Consider the following 18135-nt stretch of genomic DNA (forward strand, 5'->3'; position numbering starts at 1 on the left):
ACATTAATAAATGAAATGAAGACGAGCTAGTTATCTTTATACAAATATCTGAATAAGTCCCTTTTATTATTCAAATGATACAGATTAGTTAACCAATCCTTTTGTTGTAATTGTGTCATCAAGTCACTGATAAATGATAGATGCTTCTCGTAATCTATGGGGGCTAGACCAATAATTACATGGACCATTTTTTGATTTGTCATAACAGGTAGCGGCTTATCAAGTAAAAAGAAAGTAGCACCGAGATTATTAACGCCATCACGTGGAGCAGCGTGCGCCAACATAACGCCTGACCCAATAACCATGTATGGTCCGTTACTTTCAGTTAAATGAATGATCTGATCGATATAATTTTTTTCAACACTATAGTCTTCAAGTAGGGGGGACAGTGCTGTACGCACCGCCTGCTTCCAAGATTTTTGATGATTTAGAAAACCAACATGTTCTGGCGGCAGTAGTTTGATTAATTCTGATAAATTTTCTTGGGGTGCGGCTAATAGTGGTTCCTGAGTTAGCTGGGTCAAATAGTCGTTGAGTGCGAGTTTCAGACCCATAGGATTTCTTATCATAGCGTAGTTGCCTACAATATCCAATAGTGTATCCACATTAAATAACTTGAGTGTGTCAGAAGTTGCCAACCCAGCCTTAATAATAGCATTATCGATGATTTTCCACTCCAACTCGGAAGGAAAAGCAGATACGGTAGTTATTGGTATGTTGCGCTGGGTGTTCAATTTGATTGTACTGATGACAAGCTGAACATTACTTAGATCTGAATTTTCGTATTGAAGCACATTCATTGGACTAGAAAAATGAATACCGCGGTAACGGCTTTCTAGTTGTTGAAGTAATAGACGACTGGTACCGATGCCACTAGAACAAACGACAAGTACTTCATTTTGTGTTGGGGTGCTTGTTTTTTGCTCACGAATAGCACCACCAAAGTAAATGGCAATTAATGCGATTTCATCATCAGAAAGTGTGTGATGAATATATTGTTCAAATGGTACGACAACTTTACGAGTGATTTCAAAAGTGTGGTGATAATGCTGTTGAATACTTTTTAAGTCAGGGTATTCAAATGGCATATTATATTGAGCACGATAGTAGGTTGAAAGCAAGTGAACCGTTAAACTGTCACTAATCGACTTGATTGAAACATGTGCGCCGGAGAGGTGGTTAAAACTAGAAATCATTCGAACTGAGAATGGTTTTAACTTTTGAATCAAGTCGTCATTCCAATTGACATGAGCAAATTGACTAGAATTGATCAACTTGACTAAGTAGTCAACCTCATTAGAGTTATCGATATGATAATCGTTCAAAAAACTTTTAGCCCAAATGTGATCCAGTGTTAAGTCAGTTTGTGCGGATATAACATCACTTAGTTGGTTATTACAGTCTCTAATGTTAGTTAAGTACCAATATAAAAATAGTCGAATTGTGATACTTGCATCGTCGGTTAAATATTTTCCAGTTATTCTTTCAAAGAGTTTAATCTGGTCGTTTATGGTAGTGGGCTTAATGGTAGCCCGCCTAGTTTGTTCAATGAGTGTCTTCAGTTGAGTAGCATGATCGTACACCCATTTGCGAACTGCTGTCGGGGAACCCGTGATTATTTTACCGGATTCTGTATTGGTGATTTGTAAATGATATAGCGCTAGTTGTGAGTGTAGTACTTTGATATCTCTAATAACTGTGTTCTTAGAAATATTAAATTGGTAAGTTAGGTCCGCTAACGAGCAACCACTAGTGTTGAGGATACTAAATGCAATTAGTAGTTGGCGTTGCTTAGCATTGTTGGTCATGATCTTGCTAGAAGTTTCTTTTTCTGTCATTTTATGCAGAAATTTGATCGTGTCAGTTGGAAGGTAATATCCTAGTTTTTTAACATTAGTAATCGGAAATTCTGCATGCTGATCAAGCTCATCGTTTACTTTATTTATTAGATAGAATAGGCTACGACGTGAGATATGTAGATGTTGTTGTAAGAAGTTAGCTGTGGTGTAGCCCGATGACGTCAATAGAATTTCTAATAATTCATTACCATGTTTTCGTTTGCTGAAATTTACACGCAATTCAGTATCCTCCCTGTATTAAGTCTACTAAAAAATTAAAGCATTAAGGTACCAAAGTGCCAAAGTTGCACTATTCTCAAAAACATTGTTGCACTTGTGGCGCTATTATTCAAGTTTATACTGGTCATTGTCAGATAAATAGCGATATCAAGAAAGGAGGATGAATAAAAATGCTGTTGGATTTATTGAATAAAAAGACTGTGCAAGTATCAGAAGGCACAGGGCTAGATTGGAAGCAAGCAATTGAATTAGCTGCGGAACCATTGATTAATAATAAGACGATTGAAGATGGATACATCAAGGAAATGCTCAATGTGGTGGAATCAGAAGGCCCGTACATCAATATCGGACCACAAATCGCACTCGCACATTCTAGACCAGCGGGTAACGTCCATGAAATCGGATTATCTATCTTAAAAACAAATCATAGCATTAGTCTAGTTAATGATGAACACCCCATCAATTTATGGTTCGTATTGGCCGCGGTAGATAATAACAGCCATTTAGCCGTTATTAAAGAGTTAATGGAGTTGTTAACCGATGAGTCGGCGGTGACAGCTATGTTAAATGCAACTAGTGAAGTTGATATTTTAGAAGTTATTGCACATGAGCAAGAATTACAAAAATAGGAGGGTACTATTATGAAATTTTTAGCTGTATGTCAAAGTGGTCTGGGAAGTAGTTTTATGGTTCAGATGAACATTCAGAGTATTTTAAAGGACGAGAATGTTAAAGAAGATATCCAAGTGGATCATTCTGATATTGGGAGCGTTGGCGCTGATTCAGCAGATTACTTCTTTGTTGAATCAACGCTTCAAAGTGCATTAGGAAGTATTCCTGAGAATAAGGTTGTGTTACTAAAAAGCTTGATTGATAAGCAAGAAGTCCGGAACCATGTCAATACAATTCTGGATCAAGAAAATATTGAACATGATTAGCCGCTGAAAAGGAGGAGAATCACATGAAGACTGTTTTGAACTTATTTGTTGGTATTGTGACCCAACCGTCTATTTTAGTAGCGCTAATTGCGATGTTAGGGCTACTACTTCAAAAAAAGAAAAGTACGGAAGTTGTTCAAGGAACTATTAAGACCTTTGCCGGTTTCTTAGTCTTAACTGGTGGTGCCGGAATTCTTCAAAATGCATTGTCACCCTTTGCTTCCATGTTTAAGTTTGCGTTACATGTGCAAGGAGTTGTTCCTAGTAATGAAGCAGTTGTTGCAATTGCCCTGGTTAAATACGGCTCAACAACAGCACTAATTATGTTAGTTGGGATGATTGTTAATATTTTATTAGCTCGTTTTACTCGCTTTAAGTATATCTTCTTGACAGGGCAAGCAATGTTATATGTTTCTTGTTTAACTGCAGTTATATTGGTAAGCGCTAACATTGGCACGGGTTGGCAAACGATTGTACTTGGTGGTCTATTTGAAGGGACATTATTAACGGTAACACCAGCATTGACACAACCATTTATGCGTAAAATCACGGGTGGCGATGATGTTGCTATGGGACACACGGGTAACATTGGCTATGCGCTCTCAGGATTGATGGGTAAATGGTTTGGTAATGCAGAAAAGTCTACAGAGGATCTAGAAATCCCTAAGAGTTTGGGCTTTCTGCGTGATTCGACAGTTTCAATTACGATTTTGATGGGTATTGTCTACATTATTTTGGCGATTGTGACAGGTCCAGCTTACATTGAATCGAAATTGAGTGGTGGGACTAATTATATTGTTTATGCATTAGTACAAGCAGGAACATTTGCTGCCGGTTTCGTGGTTGTTTTACAAGGTGTTCGGATGATTTTGGCCGAAATTGTGCCAGCTTTTCAAGGTATTGCGACCAAGTTGGTTCCTAATTCTAAGCCTGCATTAGACGTTCCAATTATTTTCCCATACGCACCAAATGCAGTTTTATTAGGATTCTTTGTCAGTTTCATTGTTGGGACGCTAAGTATGTTTATCATGATTGCGCTAGGAACTACTGTTATTATTCCAGGTGTAGTGGGGCACTTCTTCTGTGGTGCTGCTGCAGCAATTTATGGTAATTCTACTGGTGGTCGGCGTGGTGCAATCATTGGCGCTACAGTAAATAGTTTGTTGATTAGTTGGTTGCCATTGTTTATTTTACCAGTTTTGGGAAGCTTGAAATTAGCAGCTTCAACGTTTGCAGATACCGACTATTTGGTTCCAGGAATCTTGTTAGGAAAATTAGGGAGTTACGGAAGTGTAGCAGTTATTACAGGAATTATCTTGTTTACAATTATTGTGATTCTTTGCAGTATTTTTCTTACCCGGCGTGCTAAACGTATGACTGATGGAACTAAGTAATCAGTAATTATGAGTACTACTTTCAATAATTTATGAAAACTAATAATAAAGGAGATAAATCTAATCATGAAATTTTTCTTAGATACTGCGAATACTGAAGATATTAAACATTTCGCGGAACTTGGTTTAGTAGATGGGGTAACAACAAATCCAACGTTGGTGTCACGTGAAGGTCGTGATTTTGAAACCGTTATCAAAGAAATTGCGCAGATTGTATCAGGTCCAGTATCCGCTGAGGTAACGGCAACCAAGGCCGAAGAGATGATTGCCCAGGCTCGCAATGAAGTTAAGTGGGCTTCAAATATTGTGGTGAAGATTCCGATGACTGAAGAAGGACTTAAGGCGGTCAAAGTATTAAGTGGTGAGGGCATTAAAACAAATGTGACCCTTGTATTCTCAGTTTCGCAAGGCTTATTAGCGGCAAAGGCCGGTGCTACTTACATTTCACCATTCTTAGGACGTCTTGATGATATTGGTGGCAATGGAATTCAGCTAGTTAAGGATTTACGTCAAGTTTTGGATACTTATGGATTCAAGACGGAAATTATCGCTGCCAGTGTTCGGGGGCCACAACATGTTCAAGAAGCTGCGTTGGCTGGCGCTGATATTGCCACAATTCCAGCCGCAGTTTTCGGTAAGTTATGGTCTCATCCATTAACGGACAAAGGTTTGGCCAGTTTTGCTTCGGATTGGAAAGCATTTCAAACAACGCAAAAGTAATCATAATAGCAGCTTAGGAGGTAAGTATAATGTTTGATAAAGTTGACGAGCTGGGTGTTAATACTATTCGGACGTTAAGTATCGAAGCAATTCAAAAAGCAAATTCCGGACATCCAGGGTTACCGATGGGAGCCGCACCAATGGCCTATGTGTTATGGACAAAACATCTAAAAGTCAACCCACAAACACACATGAATTGGGTTAATCGTGATCGTTTCATTCTTTCAGCTGGACATGGTTCAGCTATGTTATACAGCCTGTTACATTTAGCCGGGTATGATGTTTCGATTGATGATCTCAAGCATTTTCGGCAGTGGGACAGTCGGACTCCGGGGCATCCAGAGTATGGACATACCGATGGCGTTGAAGTAACTACTGGTCCGTTGGGACAAGGCTTCGGTATGGCCGTTGGAATGGCAATGGCGGAGGCACATCTAGCTGCCCAATATAACCGACCTAATTTTCCAATTGTTGATCATTACACTTATACAATTGTCGGTGATGGCGACTTAATGGAAGGAATTTCGCACGAAGCTGGTTCACTAGCTGGGCATCTTAAGCTGGGAAAGTTAATTGCACTTTACGATTCGAACGGCATTTCATTAGATGGTAAGACGTCGCAAGCGTTTACTGAAAATGTTGGTGACAGGTTCACTGCTTATGGCTGGCAGCATCTGGTGGTTGAAGATGGGAATGATCTTAATGCAATTGACGCGGCAATCGAACTTGCAAAAAAGACAACTGACCGTCCTTCTTTGATTGAAGTGAAAACGGTGATTGGTTATGGCGCACCTAAACAAGGGACTAATGCTGTTCATGGTAACCCAATTGGTGCGGATGGCATTAAAGCAGCTGAAAAAGTATATGGCTGGAATTACTCGGATTTTGAAGTGCCGTCAGCTGTTTCAGACCGGTTTGAAGTAACTATTCAGGAAAATGGTGCGCGTGCTGAGCAGCAATGGAAACGGCTATTTGAAGAATATGAGGCGAAGTATCCAGATCAGGCGCAGTCTTTTAAGCAAGCGTTCAACGGACAATTTTCTGATGACTTGAAATCTACTTTACCGCACTATCAATTAACAGATGCATTGGCTAGTCGGGCGGCAAGCGCTAAGGCGATTAACGCTGCTGCCAAAGTAATACCTAGCTTATGGGGTGGCGCAGCCGATTTGTCGAGTTCGAACAAAACAATGATTGCGGAAACATCAGACTTTCAGCCAGAATCCTACGATGGTCGTAATATCTGGTTTGGTGTACGTGAATTTGGCATGGCGGCTGCGATGAACGGAATTGTATTACATGGCGGCACTCGGGTATTCGGGGGAACATTCTTTGTCTTCACTGATTACTTACGTGCGGCAGTCCGGTTGTCCGCACTACAACACGCACCGGTTATCTACGTCTTAACGCATGATTCAATTGCGGTCGGCGAGGATGGGCCGACCCACGAACCGATTGAACAATTAGCTAGTTTACGATGCATGCCGAACGTACAAGTGATTCGGCCAGCTGATGGTAATGAGACTTCAGCTGCGTGGGAGCAAGCACTGAAAACAACTGATAAACCAACCGTTCTGGTATTGAGTCGACAAGCCTTGAAGACATTACCTGTATCAGTTGATACGGCCTTTGCTGGCGTTGAAAAGGGTGGCTATGTGGTCAGTGCTGCTCAAAAAGAAATACCAGATGGTTTACTAATTGCGACTGGTTCTGAAGTTAACTTAGCATTGGAGGCCAAAGCCCAGTTAGCAAAGCATAGTCAAGATGTCGCGGTCGTTTCAATTCCGAGCTTTGATCGGTTTGCGCAACAATCACCAAAATATCGCGCTAGTGTGCTTCCGAGTGCGGTCACAAGAAGGGTGACAATTGAAGCTGGATCAACATTTGGCTGGGATCAGTATGCTGGCGATCATGGTGCTAAGATAGGTGTGGATCGCTTCGGCACTTCGGCACCTGGTGACTTGGTACTTGATAAGTATGGCTTTAATGTAACTAATGTTGTGAATACTTATCTGAAATTAAAATAATTATTGAAGAAATAGAAACGGGGCGTTGCTCGGTTTCTATTTCGTGTTCGATAAAGAATGAGGATGGCTATGATGGAAAATATTAAGATGATTGCGATTGATATCGATGGCACACTAGTTAATTCAAAAAAGCAGGTGACATTGCGAGTCAAGCAAGCGATTAAAATGGCGAAGGAAAAGAAGATTAAAGTGGTTATCTGCACGGGACGGCCATTAACAGGTGTTAAAGCATTGTTGCAGGAGTTGGAACTCGATGCTCAAGATGATCAATACGTTGTTTGTTTTGGCGGTGCTGCAACCTACACAACTAGTGGCGAACTGATTGATGAACGACCGATTAGTTATGAAGATTATATTGACTTGGAAGCCCTAGCACGTAAGTTACGCTTGCATTTTCACGCGGTATCTGAGGATTGGCTGTATACGGCCGACCGTAATATTGGTGATTATACACTCTATGAAGCTAATCTCGTTTCAATGGGTATCTCATATCGGACGCCAGAAGAGATGCGGAATATTAAACTGATTAAATCGATGTACGTTGATGAACCCGAAGTTTTAGACGCTGCCATTAAACAGCAAAAACTATTTGAACCGTTGAAAAAGCAGGTTACTTTCACGAAAAGTGCACCATTTTATTACGAGGCCAACACTAATGGTGTTAGTAAGGGAAACGCTTTGCAAGTACTCTGTGAAAAGTTAAGTTTGACTGCTGCCAATGTGATGGCAATTGGTGATGAAGCTAATGATTTGAGCATGATTAAGTTTGCAGGACATGGAGTAGCGATGGGCAACGCTATTCCTGAAGTGAAGCAAGTGGCTGATGAAATAACTGTCGATAATGAACATGATGGGGTTGCAAAGGCTATTGAAGAAATCACGAGATAAGGATAAGTAGGTATAACAGCATTGTTATATCGGCTATAAGGGTTACAATTGATTATTGACTCTTAAAGTGTTTGGAATAGATTAAATTATTTTAGAGATGATTTCATGAAAAAAACTTTATTTTTTCAGCAATGATATTATACTAAAAAGATGTAAGCTTATTGGCTTATCAAATCTAAATATTATTTTCGAGGAGGATTACTATTTATGTGTACTGCCATAACTTATCAATCTTATAATAATTACTTCGGTAGAAATTTCGATTATGAAATTTCATACAATGAAATGGTTACGATTACGCCTAGAAAATATCCACTAGTATTTCGTAAGGTGGAGAACTTAGATCACCATTATGCAATAATTGGAATTACTGCTGATGTAGAAAGCTATCCACTTTACTACGATGCGATGAATGAAAAAGGCTTGTGTATTGCGGGATTAAATTTTGCAGGTTATGCTGATTATAAAAAATATGATGCTGATAAAGTTAATATCACACCATTTGAATTAATTCCTTGGTTATTGGGACAATTTTCAAGTGTTAGAGAAGTGAAAAAGAACATACAAAAACTAAACTTGGTTAATATTAATTTTAGTGAACAATTACCATTATCACCGCTACATTGGTTGGTTGCTGATAAACAGGAATCGATAGTTATTGAAAGTGTTAAAGAAGGACTAAAAATTTACGACAATCCAGTAGGTGTGTTAACAAACAATCCTAATTTTGACTACCAATTATTTAATTTGAACAACTATCGTGCCTTATCAAATAGCACACCTCAAAATAGTTTTTCGGAAAAAGTGGATTTAGATAGTTATAGTAGAGGAATGGGCGGACTAGGATTACCTGGAGACTTGTCCTCAATGTCTAGATTTGTCAGAGCCGCTTTTACTAAATTAAACTCGTTGCCGATGCAGACAGAGAGTGGCAGTGTTAGTCAGTTTTTCCATATACTAGGGTCTGTAGAACAACAAAAAGGGCTATGTGAAGTTACTGACGGAAAGTACGAATATACAATCTATTCTTCTTGTTGTGATATGGACAAGGGAGTTTATTACTATAGAACTTATGACAATAGTCAAATTAACAGTGTCAGTTTAAACCATGAGCACTTGGATACGACTGAATTAATTTCTTATCCATTACGATCAGAAGCACAATACTATGCAGTTAACTAAAAGCCACTACTGTAATAGTTAAAATTGTTTAAAAGAGGAAATCAGTTTGTTATCAGTTGATTTCCTCTTTTATGTATCACTGTTTTCAGAGTAAGTTCCAATGGCTGGCATTGCTGTTAATATGACACTAGATGATATAAGTTATCATGTTAAGCTCGATGGTAAGTTGGGTTTAATTGGTAGAAAACATAATAGTTATGAGATGCTTGAAACACCTACTAAAATACATTTTTACCAAATTTTATATGATCATGTTTTGAATAAGGGGATTAATTTGAGCGACTGGATAGACATTAAGATATTAATGACAAGTTTATTTAGGAAAAGAGCACGTTAATATATCCAATAGTAATTGAAATAATAAACACCTTAGGAGTGATTGGTATCCTAAGGTGTTTATTAAAGTTAAGGATTAAAATATTAAGCTACTATTCTCGATAACAGCTACTGTCATTATCGTAAGTGAGTTTAACAACATGATCAGACAATTCAACTGTGATCTGCTGATAAACTGGTTGATAACCGTGATGAGTGAGTTGCACATTAACCTTGTTATGATCAACGGTAATTGTGTAATTGTTCCATTCACCTGACTGATACTTAAAGTCACGTCCATTATCTTGATAGTGTTGGTAGGTCCCTTGAGTACCAAATACTCTAAACGTCATCGCTTTCAACGGTTCATCGCTAATGTGGCTAACAGCGGGTCCCCATGGCAAAATGGTGTTTTGTTTTACAAATAATGGTAGTTTATCGAGTGGGGTATCGACTACAATATCCTGATTACCGTCATACTCAGCACCGTTCCAAAAATCAACCCAGTTCCCAGCTGGTAAATAAACTAACCGCTTAAATTGAGATTTTTGAACAACGGGGGCAACTAGTATGTCGTCACCAACCATGTATTCGTCATTCAAGTCGCGTACACGAGGGTCCTGATCGTAGTTTAAGACAACGGGACGCATGATTGGTAAGCCAGTTTTGGTTTCCTTAGCAAATAAATCGTATAGATAAGGAATCAGACGATAACGCAATTTGAGATACTTGCGATAAATGTTTAACGTTGGCTCGCCAAATGCCCATGGTTCTTGTTGGCGAGTCCCTAATGCTGCATGGTTCCGTAACAGTGGACTGAAAATTGCCCCTTCAATCCACCGTGTCAGTAATTCAGATGTCGTGTCTGAGGCAAAGCCACCAATGTCAGTTCCAGTAAAACTAAAGCCACTTAATCCTAGATTGCAGAGTTGTGGGATCATCATTTGGATATGTGGCCACATACTGCGGTTGTCACCGGTCCAAACAGTCGAGTATTTCTGAGTTCCGGCGTAAGCTGCCCGTGTGATGACAAATGGTCGATTGCCAGTTTGCTCTTTTAGTCCGGTGTAGGTTGCTTTAGCCATATTATGGCCATAAACGTTATGCATCTTCTTATGTGTTGAAGGCGTGTCTTGATCATTAAAGACCGCGTCATCTGGAATTGGGCCTTCGAACGTAGCAGGTTCGTTCATATCGATCCAAATACCAGCGACACCTAAATCAGTTAAAAATTTACCGTTGTTAGCCCACCACTGACGAACTTCTGGACGACCGAAGTCTGGAAAAGCAGCGTTACCTGGCCATACTTTGTTAATATAGACATCACCGTCAGCAGATTTAACGAAATAGCCTTTTTTAAGACCCTCGGCATAAATGTGATAGTCAGAATCTTGTTTAACACCGGGATCGATGATCGGGATGACCTTGAGACCCTGTTGGTTCAACTTGGTAATAAACTTCTTGGGATTACCCTGGTATTTATCCTTGTCCCAGGTGAAGACCCGATAACCATCCATGTAATCGACGTCAAAGTGAATCGCATCGCATGGTAAGTCGTACTTTGCAAGGTTATCTGCAATTGCTTGCACTTCTTCTTGACTAGCACTGTAACCCCACCGTGATTGTTGGTAACCGAGCGTCCACTTTTGAGGTAGTGGCGTTCGACCAGTTAAGTAGGTGTAATTGGTGACAATGTCTTTTAACGTGGTACCACCAATAATGTAGTAGTCAAGGTTACCTTGGACAGCTGAATAAAAGTAGTAATGGTTGCTTTCCTTACCCATATCTAAATGGCTCTGGTAGGTATTGTCGAAGAAGATACCGTAAGGATGTCCATTTTTTAGCCCCAACATCACTGGGATTGACTTGTAAATATTAGGTAGGATCTCCAGCTGGGGAGCGGGGTTATCAACGTTCCAATTATCATAGGCAAAACCACGTTTGTTCAGATATCCGGTCTTGTCACCAAGTCCATAAAGATATTCATCAGGTGCTAGCGATTTAATGATTTCGTAGTAACCTTGATCAGATTTAGTAGGTGCCTTAGTCACTGAATGGCCTTCTGCCTCAACTAATCGTTCATGGACTTTGTCGACGCCTTTCAAGTGAATGCGTTCACCACGATAATCGGTAATCAAGGCATTGCCATCTTTATCAAAGGTATCAAGATGCCGTTCGGAATCGAGGTGAATCGTTAAAGCTGATGTCCGGATAATGTAATGATCACCAGCACTTTCAATAGTGAAATCAGTCGCCTGAATTTTATGACCCTCAATTGCATAGGATTCACCTTGCTCACCGCGATTAATAAAGACGCGGATGATTTCCGGCGTAACAATAGTTAATTGTAATGGTTGGGCGAAAGCAAACGTGATCGTTTGGCCGTTCTGTGTGTAACTTGGTAATGCACTCATATTAAAAAACACTCCTTAGTAAAATGACTTTTATTTAGTTGGATTCTCTGACAAATCTTCTTGAGGCTTGTCTTGCTTAATAATACTAATGGCAAGTACTGCGATGAACATTGAGATACCAGCAATAAGCATCATTCCAGGCATCGAATTACCAACGAATTTAAAGACCATAAAGCTGGCAACGGATGCGAGAATTTGTGGCAAGCAAATCGTACCGTTAAAAATTCCAATATATGAGCCTTCATTGGCACCATCTAGTGAAGAAGTAAAGATATTAAAGGGCTCGACATGCACCGTAAAGAAGCCGATACCGATTAAACAGAATGGGGCAATTAATAGGTACTGGTTGTGAATGAAGAATACCCAAACGAGGCCAACTGCGAAGCTAGCTAAGCCAAAGCGATACCAAAACTTTCGCTTGTATGGATTAGTCCGTGAAAGAACTAAGAAACCATATAGAACGGCGGCCATTGATTGAATGAAGGTCAAGATTCCATACCAATTACCGGCAGCTTGATAGCCAGCCGAAGCAGCATTAGTTGTGTGCCAAACGTTTTCGGCGATAGCACCAGTAGTATAAGTCCACATATATTGAATACCAATCCAGGCAAATAGTTGAACGAGGGCAACTTCCCAGAAAGCTTTCGGGGCTTCTTTTACTAATTGCCAAATAGGTTTGGTGTGCTTATGTTGTTCAGGATCGATATGATGATAAAGTGCGTACGTGTCAGGATCATATTCCTTAACCGTATGAATAGTATATGCTGAGATGCCTAATAAAATAATGGCACCAATATAAAACGCAATTCTTACAGAAAGAGGGACAACGCCTTTTTGCGCCGTGTTTGCAACACCAAAGTAAGTTAGGACGAACGGTAGAATAGTAGCAAGTACGCCTCCTAGGTTACTGAAAGCTTGTTGCCAAGACCATGCTTTGTCCTTCTGATTTTCATTAACCATATCTCCAATAATCATGCGGAATGGTTGCATGCAAACATTACTTGATAAATCCATAAATAAAATAGCAATAGCACCAAATAGTAATGCAGCAGTTGAAGCGTAGCCAAAGCCGAATGAACCAGCATTTGGTAATAACACCATGACCAACGCCGCTAATGGTGCGCTGAATAGTAAGTAGGGCATTCTACGACCAAAGCGCGTCCAAGTTCGATCAGAGTATTTACCGACTAGTGGTTGGACGAATAATCCAGCCAATGGCGGCAGAATGAAGAAGAGTCCTAGTTTGGTGGGATCAGCGCCAATGGTCTGGAAAATCCGGCTCATCTGTGATGATTGTAATGAGAAGGCCATATTAACCCCACAAAAACCAAAGGTAATTGCAAAGATGGTTTTTAATGGGAGGTTGGGCAGCGAATTAGCAATAGTAGATGTCTTAGGCTTACTGGAAACATCAGCGATTGGTTTATTCGGGTGTACTGCAGGTTGGTTCATGAGAATCCATCTCCTTAAAAGTTAATCACTTTTCAACAGGGCAATACTAGCACTTAACGTAAACGTTTACAATACCGTTTTAATAATAAAGTAAACGTTTACGCTTTTGGCAATGATTTTACCGGCTTTTAGCGCTATAATTAATTTAAATCGGAGGGGAGCTGGAAAAATGAAGCCAACAATCAAAGATATTGCCGCTAAAACTGGCTTTTCAATTGCTACAGTGTCACGAGTGTTGGCGAAAAAACAGGGTACATATAGCGACAAGACTCAGGAGCGTATTTTAAAAGTTGCTAAGGATCTCGGCTATCGGAAGAATACACTAGCCATGGAATTGGTTAAAAAGAAGACGGACGTGATTGCCGTTATTGTCAACGTCACGCCGACGAATTTTTCAAGTGGAATTATTGATGGTATTCAACAGCGCGCGACTGAGATCGGGTTACAGGTTATTATTCTATATGCTGGTAATCGGAATACCGAGTTACAACATCAAGCAATTGTGACCGCCTTGGAACGTACTGTTTCAGGTATTTTGTTAATGGCGATTGAACCAGATAAAGCAGACTTACAATTATTAACAGAATCAAAGACACCGTTTTGTTTTGTTTCGATCAATCTAGCAGATGAACGCGTCAAATCCGTTAGCTCTGACAATTATCAGGCGGCCTATTTGGCGACAAAGTATTTAATTTCGCATGGTCATCGGACAATTGGCCTAGCCGGAATCGACCATTATCATACAGGTAGTCAACGGCTTGCTGGGTATCAAGCGGCGTTAAAAAATTATTCGATTCATGGGCAAGCTGAATGGGTGCAACCCGGAGATTATAGTTATCAGGCTGGTTATAATGTTTTTAATGCTTATCAAGAGCTGGGCATTACTGGGGTTGTTGCAGCTAGTGATATGACGGCGGCCGGACTACAAAAGGCTGCTCAGGAGAGTAATGTGAAGCTACCTGGGGCGCTTTCTGTTGTCAGCATTGATGGAACGCTCATCTGCGATATTGCGACTCCTGCGTTGACAAGTGTTACCCAGAATTTTGTCCAGATTGGTATTGAAAGTGTTAATTGTTTGGTTGGCAAATCTGCCACGCGGTTAGTCCCAGTCACATTGGTTGAACGTGAGAGTGTTGCAACTATATAAAGCGTACTGAGAAATAATTTTAGCTTCGCTGACCTGATAATCGAGAACTTGATTGTCAGGTCAGCGAAGCTTTTTGGTTACAACGAGATTATTCCGTCACTTTAAATACGTTCTCATTAACGTTAGTATATTGTCGGTACTAAGCGATTGTTTTATGCGAAAAGCAGCAAAGTGATTCTCAAATCGATGAAACCGCTTTATTTCGGATGCTATACTACAGCAAATGAAGTCGAAAGTGGGGGAGACTATGCAAATTGATAAGTTAACATTAAAAGATGTGGCAACGACGAATCGGCAGTATCTGGAGACGATTTTTGCCTTGGGTGATGGTCACATGGGTGTTCGAGACTCAGTACCGTTTACAGGTAATCAACAAGCAACACTACCAGTGATGCTCATCAATGGCTATTATGCGACGAATCCAATCACATATGGAGAAAGTGCCTATGGATATGCGAAAAATCATCAAACGATTATTTCATTAACAAGTCCGCGGTACTTAGACTTTGCAACTGAGAAGACAAGTTCTGAGATTCCTGGTGACTGGGATATGACGGTCGACGATGCCGTGCTTGATTTTGATACGGGCGTATTAACGGAAAAGTTTCAGATTGTTACCTCCGACGACCATCATTTTGAACTGGTCGTTAAATCAATGATTGCGTTGGATAATTCGCATCAACTATTCTTGAACTACGAACTGACTTCGCTTGATTATACGGGGACGTTGCGGTTCACGCGGCCAATTATTCATGATGTGACTGCGACGACGGCGGACGCGGACGATCCGCGAGTAGCGCAACGACAATCTGGGTTAACCAACCAATTTATACCAGCTGATCGTCAGCAGCAAATAAAGTGGCAGACGTTGGTAGCTTCAACACACCAACAAATAACGCAACGGGATTGGTTGACCAGCTTTCCGACAGGCTTTGAAGTATATGGCGATCATGCCGGTTTTCATGGCAGTGGTACCATCGAAGTACAGACAACGCTGAGCTGGTCGTTTACGCGTCAAATCAGTGAAATTAATCAAGTGCTGCCGGATACGATAACGAGTTGGACCAACGATATTGTGGATCGTAATCGGCAGATTTTAACGAACTTTTGGCAACAGTCGCAAGTGCAAATTAGTGATAAAAAGTTACAAACTGGGATTCAATATAACTTGTTCCAGTTATTTCAATCAGCTGGTCGTAACGGGTTAACGAACATTGCAGCTAAAGGGATTACTGGACCGGGCTATGAGGGCCATTATTTCTGGGATACCGAGATGTATATGTTACCGTTCTTCATTTATACGCAGCCACAAATTGCCAAGCAACTGTTGCATTATCGGTTTAGTATTTTGCCGCAAGCTCGAGAGCGGGCGCGGAGCTTGGGTGTGACACGGGGCGCATTGTACGCATGGCGAACGATTAATGGTGAAGAAGCAAGTGCCTATTTTCCTGCTGGCACTGCGCAATATCACATCAATGCGGACATTGCGCATACGGTTAAGTTATATTTTGATGTCACTAATGATCAGAACTTCTTGCGGGAACAAGGTGCAGCAGTTGTCCTGGAAACCGCACGTTTCTGGTTGCAGTTTGGTAGCTGGCAACAGCGTGATGGCCGGTCGCAATTCTGCTTATACAAGGTGACGGGGCCGGATGAATATACCGCCTTGGTAGATAATAATTACTACACGAATCGGATGGCTAAGGAAAATATGGCTTTTGCAGCTTGGTTACTTGAAAATCATTATATTGACGGCGATGCTGATGAGCAAGCACAGTTCACAAAGGCAAGTACGAACATGTACCTACCGTATGATCAAGAACAACAAGTCACTGCACAAGATGATAATTCACCAAAGATGCCGGTATGGCCTTTTGCGACGACGGCAGCAACACAATATCCATTGTTGTTACATTATCACCCGCTCATGATCTATAGTCACCGGGTCAACAAGCAGGCAGATACGTTATTAGCGGAAATGTTGTTTCCAGAAGATCAATCACTGGAACAATTGCGGCGAGATTACGAGTACTATGAACCAATTACGACGCATGATTCCTCTTTATCACGATCGATTTTCAGTATTTTGGCGAGCCGACTAGGTGATCATGATAAGGCGTTCAGTTATTATATGGATACATCGTTAATGGATTTGGTTGATCTACAAGGTAATGCCAAAGATGGGCTTCATGAAGCAAATCTGGGCGGCAGTTGGTTGGGATTAACGTATGGATTTGCTGGGATGTATGTCGCTGACGGTAAGTTACACATTACCAATCATTTACCAACTCAGATAACGCATCTTAGTTATCGGTTGCGTTTTCGTGGTCGAGTGCTAGAAGTTCAACTATATCAAGATAAAACGCAAGTTAAGCTTGTCACTGGCTTACCGTTAGTAGTGGTAGTGGCTGGAAAAGAATATGATGTATTGCAAGGTGCCCGTAGCGAATGATGAAGGATTATAGCGAATTGACCAGATGGAAGTATGACAAAAAAATATTCACATGCGGTTGACACCGCTTACAATTGTTGCTAGTATAAATAACATAAATTAAAGCGTGTTACTGATTCGATCAGGCATAAACCTACTCATATCTGTATTCACAGTCTCTTCAGTGAGATGTGATACTCTTTAAGTAGGTTTTTTGTTTGAAAATCCAGGAGGCGTGAGTGGTGAAATTTCTAAAGAACTTCAATAATAATGCCGCTTTAGTGGTGGACGATCAGGATGTTGAATGGATTGTAATTGGTAATGGCGTAGGTTTTGGTAAGCATCAGGGTGATCAGATTGATGATCAGAAAATTCAGCGGCGTTTTGTGGCAACTTTGAAACAGAATGTTGATATTGACGCTTTTCAAGATTTAAAACCCCAATCGTTTGTGATTACAACAAAGGTGGTTCACCTAGTGGAGCCGCTGTTGAAGGTCAGTTTTAGTGATTATCAGTACTTTGTGCTTGCAGACCACATTGATTTTGCGTTGAAGCGAGCCAATGATGGAATCGATGTCGATAACGGCACAGTCCGTTGGGAAGTTAAAAAATTGTTTCCTAAGGAGTTTCACGCAGCCAGTCAAGCGGTCGATTTAATTAATGTGACGGCGGACGTGATCCTTCCTAAAAGTGAAGTGGTTTTTATGACTTATCATTTCATCAATGCTGGTTCAGATGGTTCCAAGTTGCAGGAAACGATTAAAATCACGAAATTGATCAGTGGCATCATTGATATCGTGCAATATCAATACCAGATGCATCTGGACCCAGAGTCCTTCAATTACAATCGTTTCATTGCGCATTTACGTGCGCTAATGGTGCAACGCGTTAGCCGCAGTAATGGAACTGGCAGTGAATTAGATCAGTCATTACTGCAGTTGATGCAAATAAAATATGCGCATGCCTATGCAACAGTGGAACGGATCGATACATTTTTACAAAGTAAGGCTGGCTGGCGACTAGAGCCGGATGACAAAGTCTATTTGACCCTTCACATCTGGCGCGTCACCCACCGACAAAAAAGTGAATAAATAAGATTATTAACGGTGTGTTACTGGTTATGCAGGCATTAACCCAAATATCTTTTCT

Annotated in this window: 14 protein-coding genes; 11 read left to right on the forward strand and 3 right to left on the reverse strand. The window is 40.6% G+C overall.

Translation table 11 applies throughout. The features are described 5' to 3' along the window. Window positions 1-26: 26 nt before the first annotated feature. A complete protein-coding gene (locus tag ACWQAU_RS02515; protein ID WP_003642905.1) occupies window positions 27-2078 on the reverse strand; it encodes a BglG family transcription antiterminator in 2052 nt (683 codons plus the stop codon). A gap of 170 nt (window positions 2079-2248) precedes the next feature. Here ACWQAU_RS02515 and ACWQAU_RS02520 point away from each other — a divergent pair, with 170 nt between their 5' ends. The 8 genes from ACWQAU_RS02520 to ACWQAU_RS02555 all read left to right on the forward strand — a co-directional run bounded on the left by ACWQAU_RS02520 (window position 2249) and on the right by ACWQAU_RS02555 (window position 9564). Beyond that, window positions 2249-2707 (forward strand): PTS sugar transporter subunit IIA, encoded by a 459-nt coding sequence (locus tag ACWQAU_RS02520; protein ID WP_003642904.1) that lies wholly within the window; start codon window positions 2249-2251, stop codon window positions 2705-2707. Window positions 2708-2719: 12 nt separating this feature from the next. After that, the gene (locus ACWQAU_RS02525; RefSeq protein WP_027821615.1) at window positions 2720-3016 is read left to right on the forward strand and encodes a PTS sugar transporter subunit IIB; all 297 of its coding nucleotides are present in this window, start codon (window positions 2720-2722) and stop codon (window positions 3014-3016) included. Between the two features lie 23 nt (window positions 3017-3039). Next, window positions 3040-4410, forward strand: a complete 1371-nt coding sequence (locus ACWQAU_RS02530) for a PTS ascorbate transporter subunit IIC (protein WP_044432449.1) — start codon at window positions 3040-3042, stop codon at window positions 4408-4410. A 66-nt stretch (window positions 4411-4476) separates the two neighbouring features. Then, window positions 4477-5130: a fructose-6-phosphate aldolase gene (gene fsa, locus ACWQAU_RS02535; RefSeq protein ID WP_027821617.1), complete on the forward strand. Its 654-nt coding sequence runs from the start codon at window positions 4477-4479 to the stop codon at window positions 5128-5130. A gap of 29 nt (window positions 5131-5159) precedes the next feature. After that, entirely contained in the window at window positions 5160-7157 is a 1998-nt protein-coding gene (gene tkt / locus ACWQAU_RS02540; RefSeq protein ID WP_027821618.1) for a transketolase, read from the forward strand. 72 nt (window positions 7158-7229) lie between these two features. Continuing rightward, on the forward strand, window positions 7230-8045 hold the full coding sequence (yidA, locus tag ACWQAU_RS02545) for a sugar-phosphatase (RefSeq protein WP_027821619.1): 816 nt from the start codon (window positions 7230-7232) through the stop codon (window positions 8043-8045). 207 nt (window positions 8046-8252) lie between these two features. Continuing rightward, on the forward strand, window positions 8253-9227 hold the full coding sequence (gene bsh, locus ACWQAU_RS02550) for a choloylglycine hydrolase (protein WP_015826136.1): 975 nt from the start codon (window positions 8253-8255) through the stop codon (window positions 9225-9227). 100 nt (window positions 9228-9327) lie between these two features. Next, window positions 9328-9564 carry a hypothetical protein gene (locus tag ACWQAU_RS02555; RefSeq protein ID WP_027821620.1) on the forward strand — a complete coding sequence of 79 codons (237 nt, stop codon included), beginning with the start codon at window positions 9328-9330 and terminating at the stop codon, window positions 9562-9564. Between the two features lie 91 nt (window positions 9565-9655). Here ACWQAU_RS02555 and ACWQAU_RS02560 read toward each other — a convergent pair whose 3' ends face one another. Further along, window positions 9656-11956 carry a glycoside hydrolase family 31 protein gene (locus ACWQAU_RS02560; RefSeq protein ID WP_027821621.1) on the reverse strand — a complete coding sequence of 767 codons (2301 nt, stop codon included), beginning with the start codon at window positions 11954-11956 and terminating at the stop codon, window positions 9656-9658. A 30-nt stretch (window positions 11957-11986) separates the two neighbouring features. Further along, entirely contained in the window at window positions 11987-13408 is a 1422-nt protein-coding gene (locus ACWQAU_RS02565) for an SLC45 family MFS transporter (protein ID WP_003642895.1), read from the reverse strand. Window positions 13409-13577: 169 nt separating this feature from the next. Here ACWQAU_RS02565 and ACWQAU_RS02570 point away from each other — a divergent pair, with 169 nt between their 5' ends. From ACWQAU_RS02570 to ACWQAU_RS02580, 3 genes are all read left to right on the forward strand, one after another. Beyond that, a complete protein-coding gene (locus ACWQAU_RS02570) occupies window positions 13578-14555 on the forward strand; it encodes a LacI family DNA-binding transcriptional regulator (RefSeq protein WP_003643574.1) in 978 nt (325 codons plus the stop codon). A gap of 247 nt (window positions 14556-14802) precedes the next feature. Then, on the forward strand, window positions 14803-17007 hold the full coding sequence (locus ACWQAU_RS02575) for a glycoside hydrolase family 65 protein (protein WP_027821622.1): 2205 nt from the start codon (window positions 14803-14805) through the stop codon (window positions 17005-17007). Window positions 17008-17228: 221 nt separating this feature from the next. Continuing rightward, on the forward strand, window positions 17229-18077 hold the full coding sequence (locus tag ACWQAU_RS02580; RefSeq protein ID WP_027821623.1) for a PRD domain-containing protein: 849 nt from the start codon (window positions 17229-17231) through the stop codon (window positions 18075-18077). Window positions 18078-18135 lie beyond the last annotated feature (58 nt).

This window comes from Lactiplantibacillus sp. 3062 (assembly GCF_055413545.1).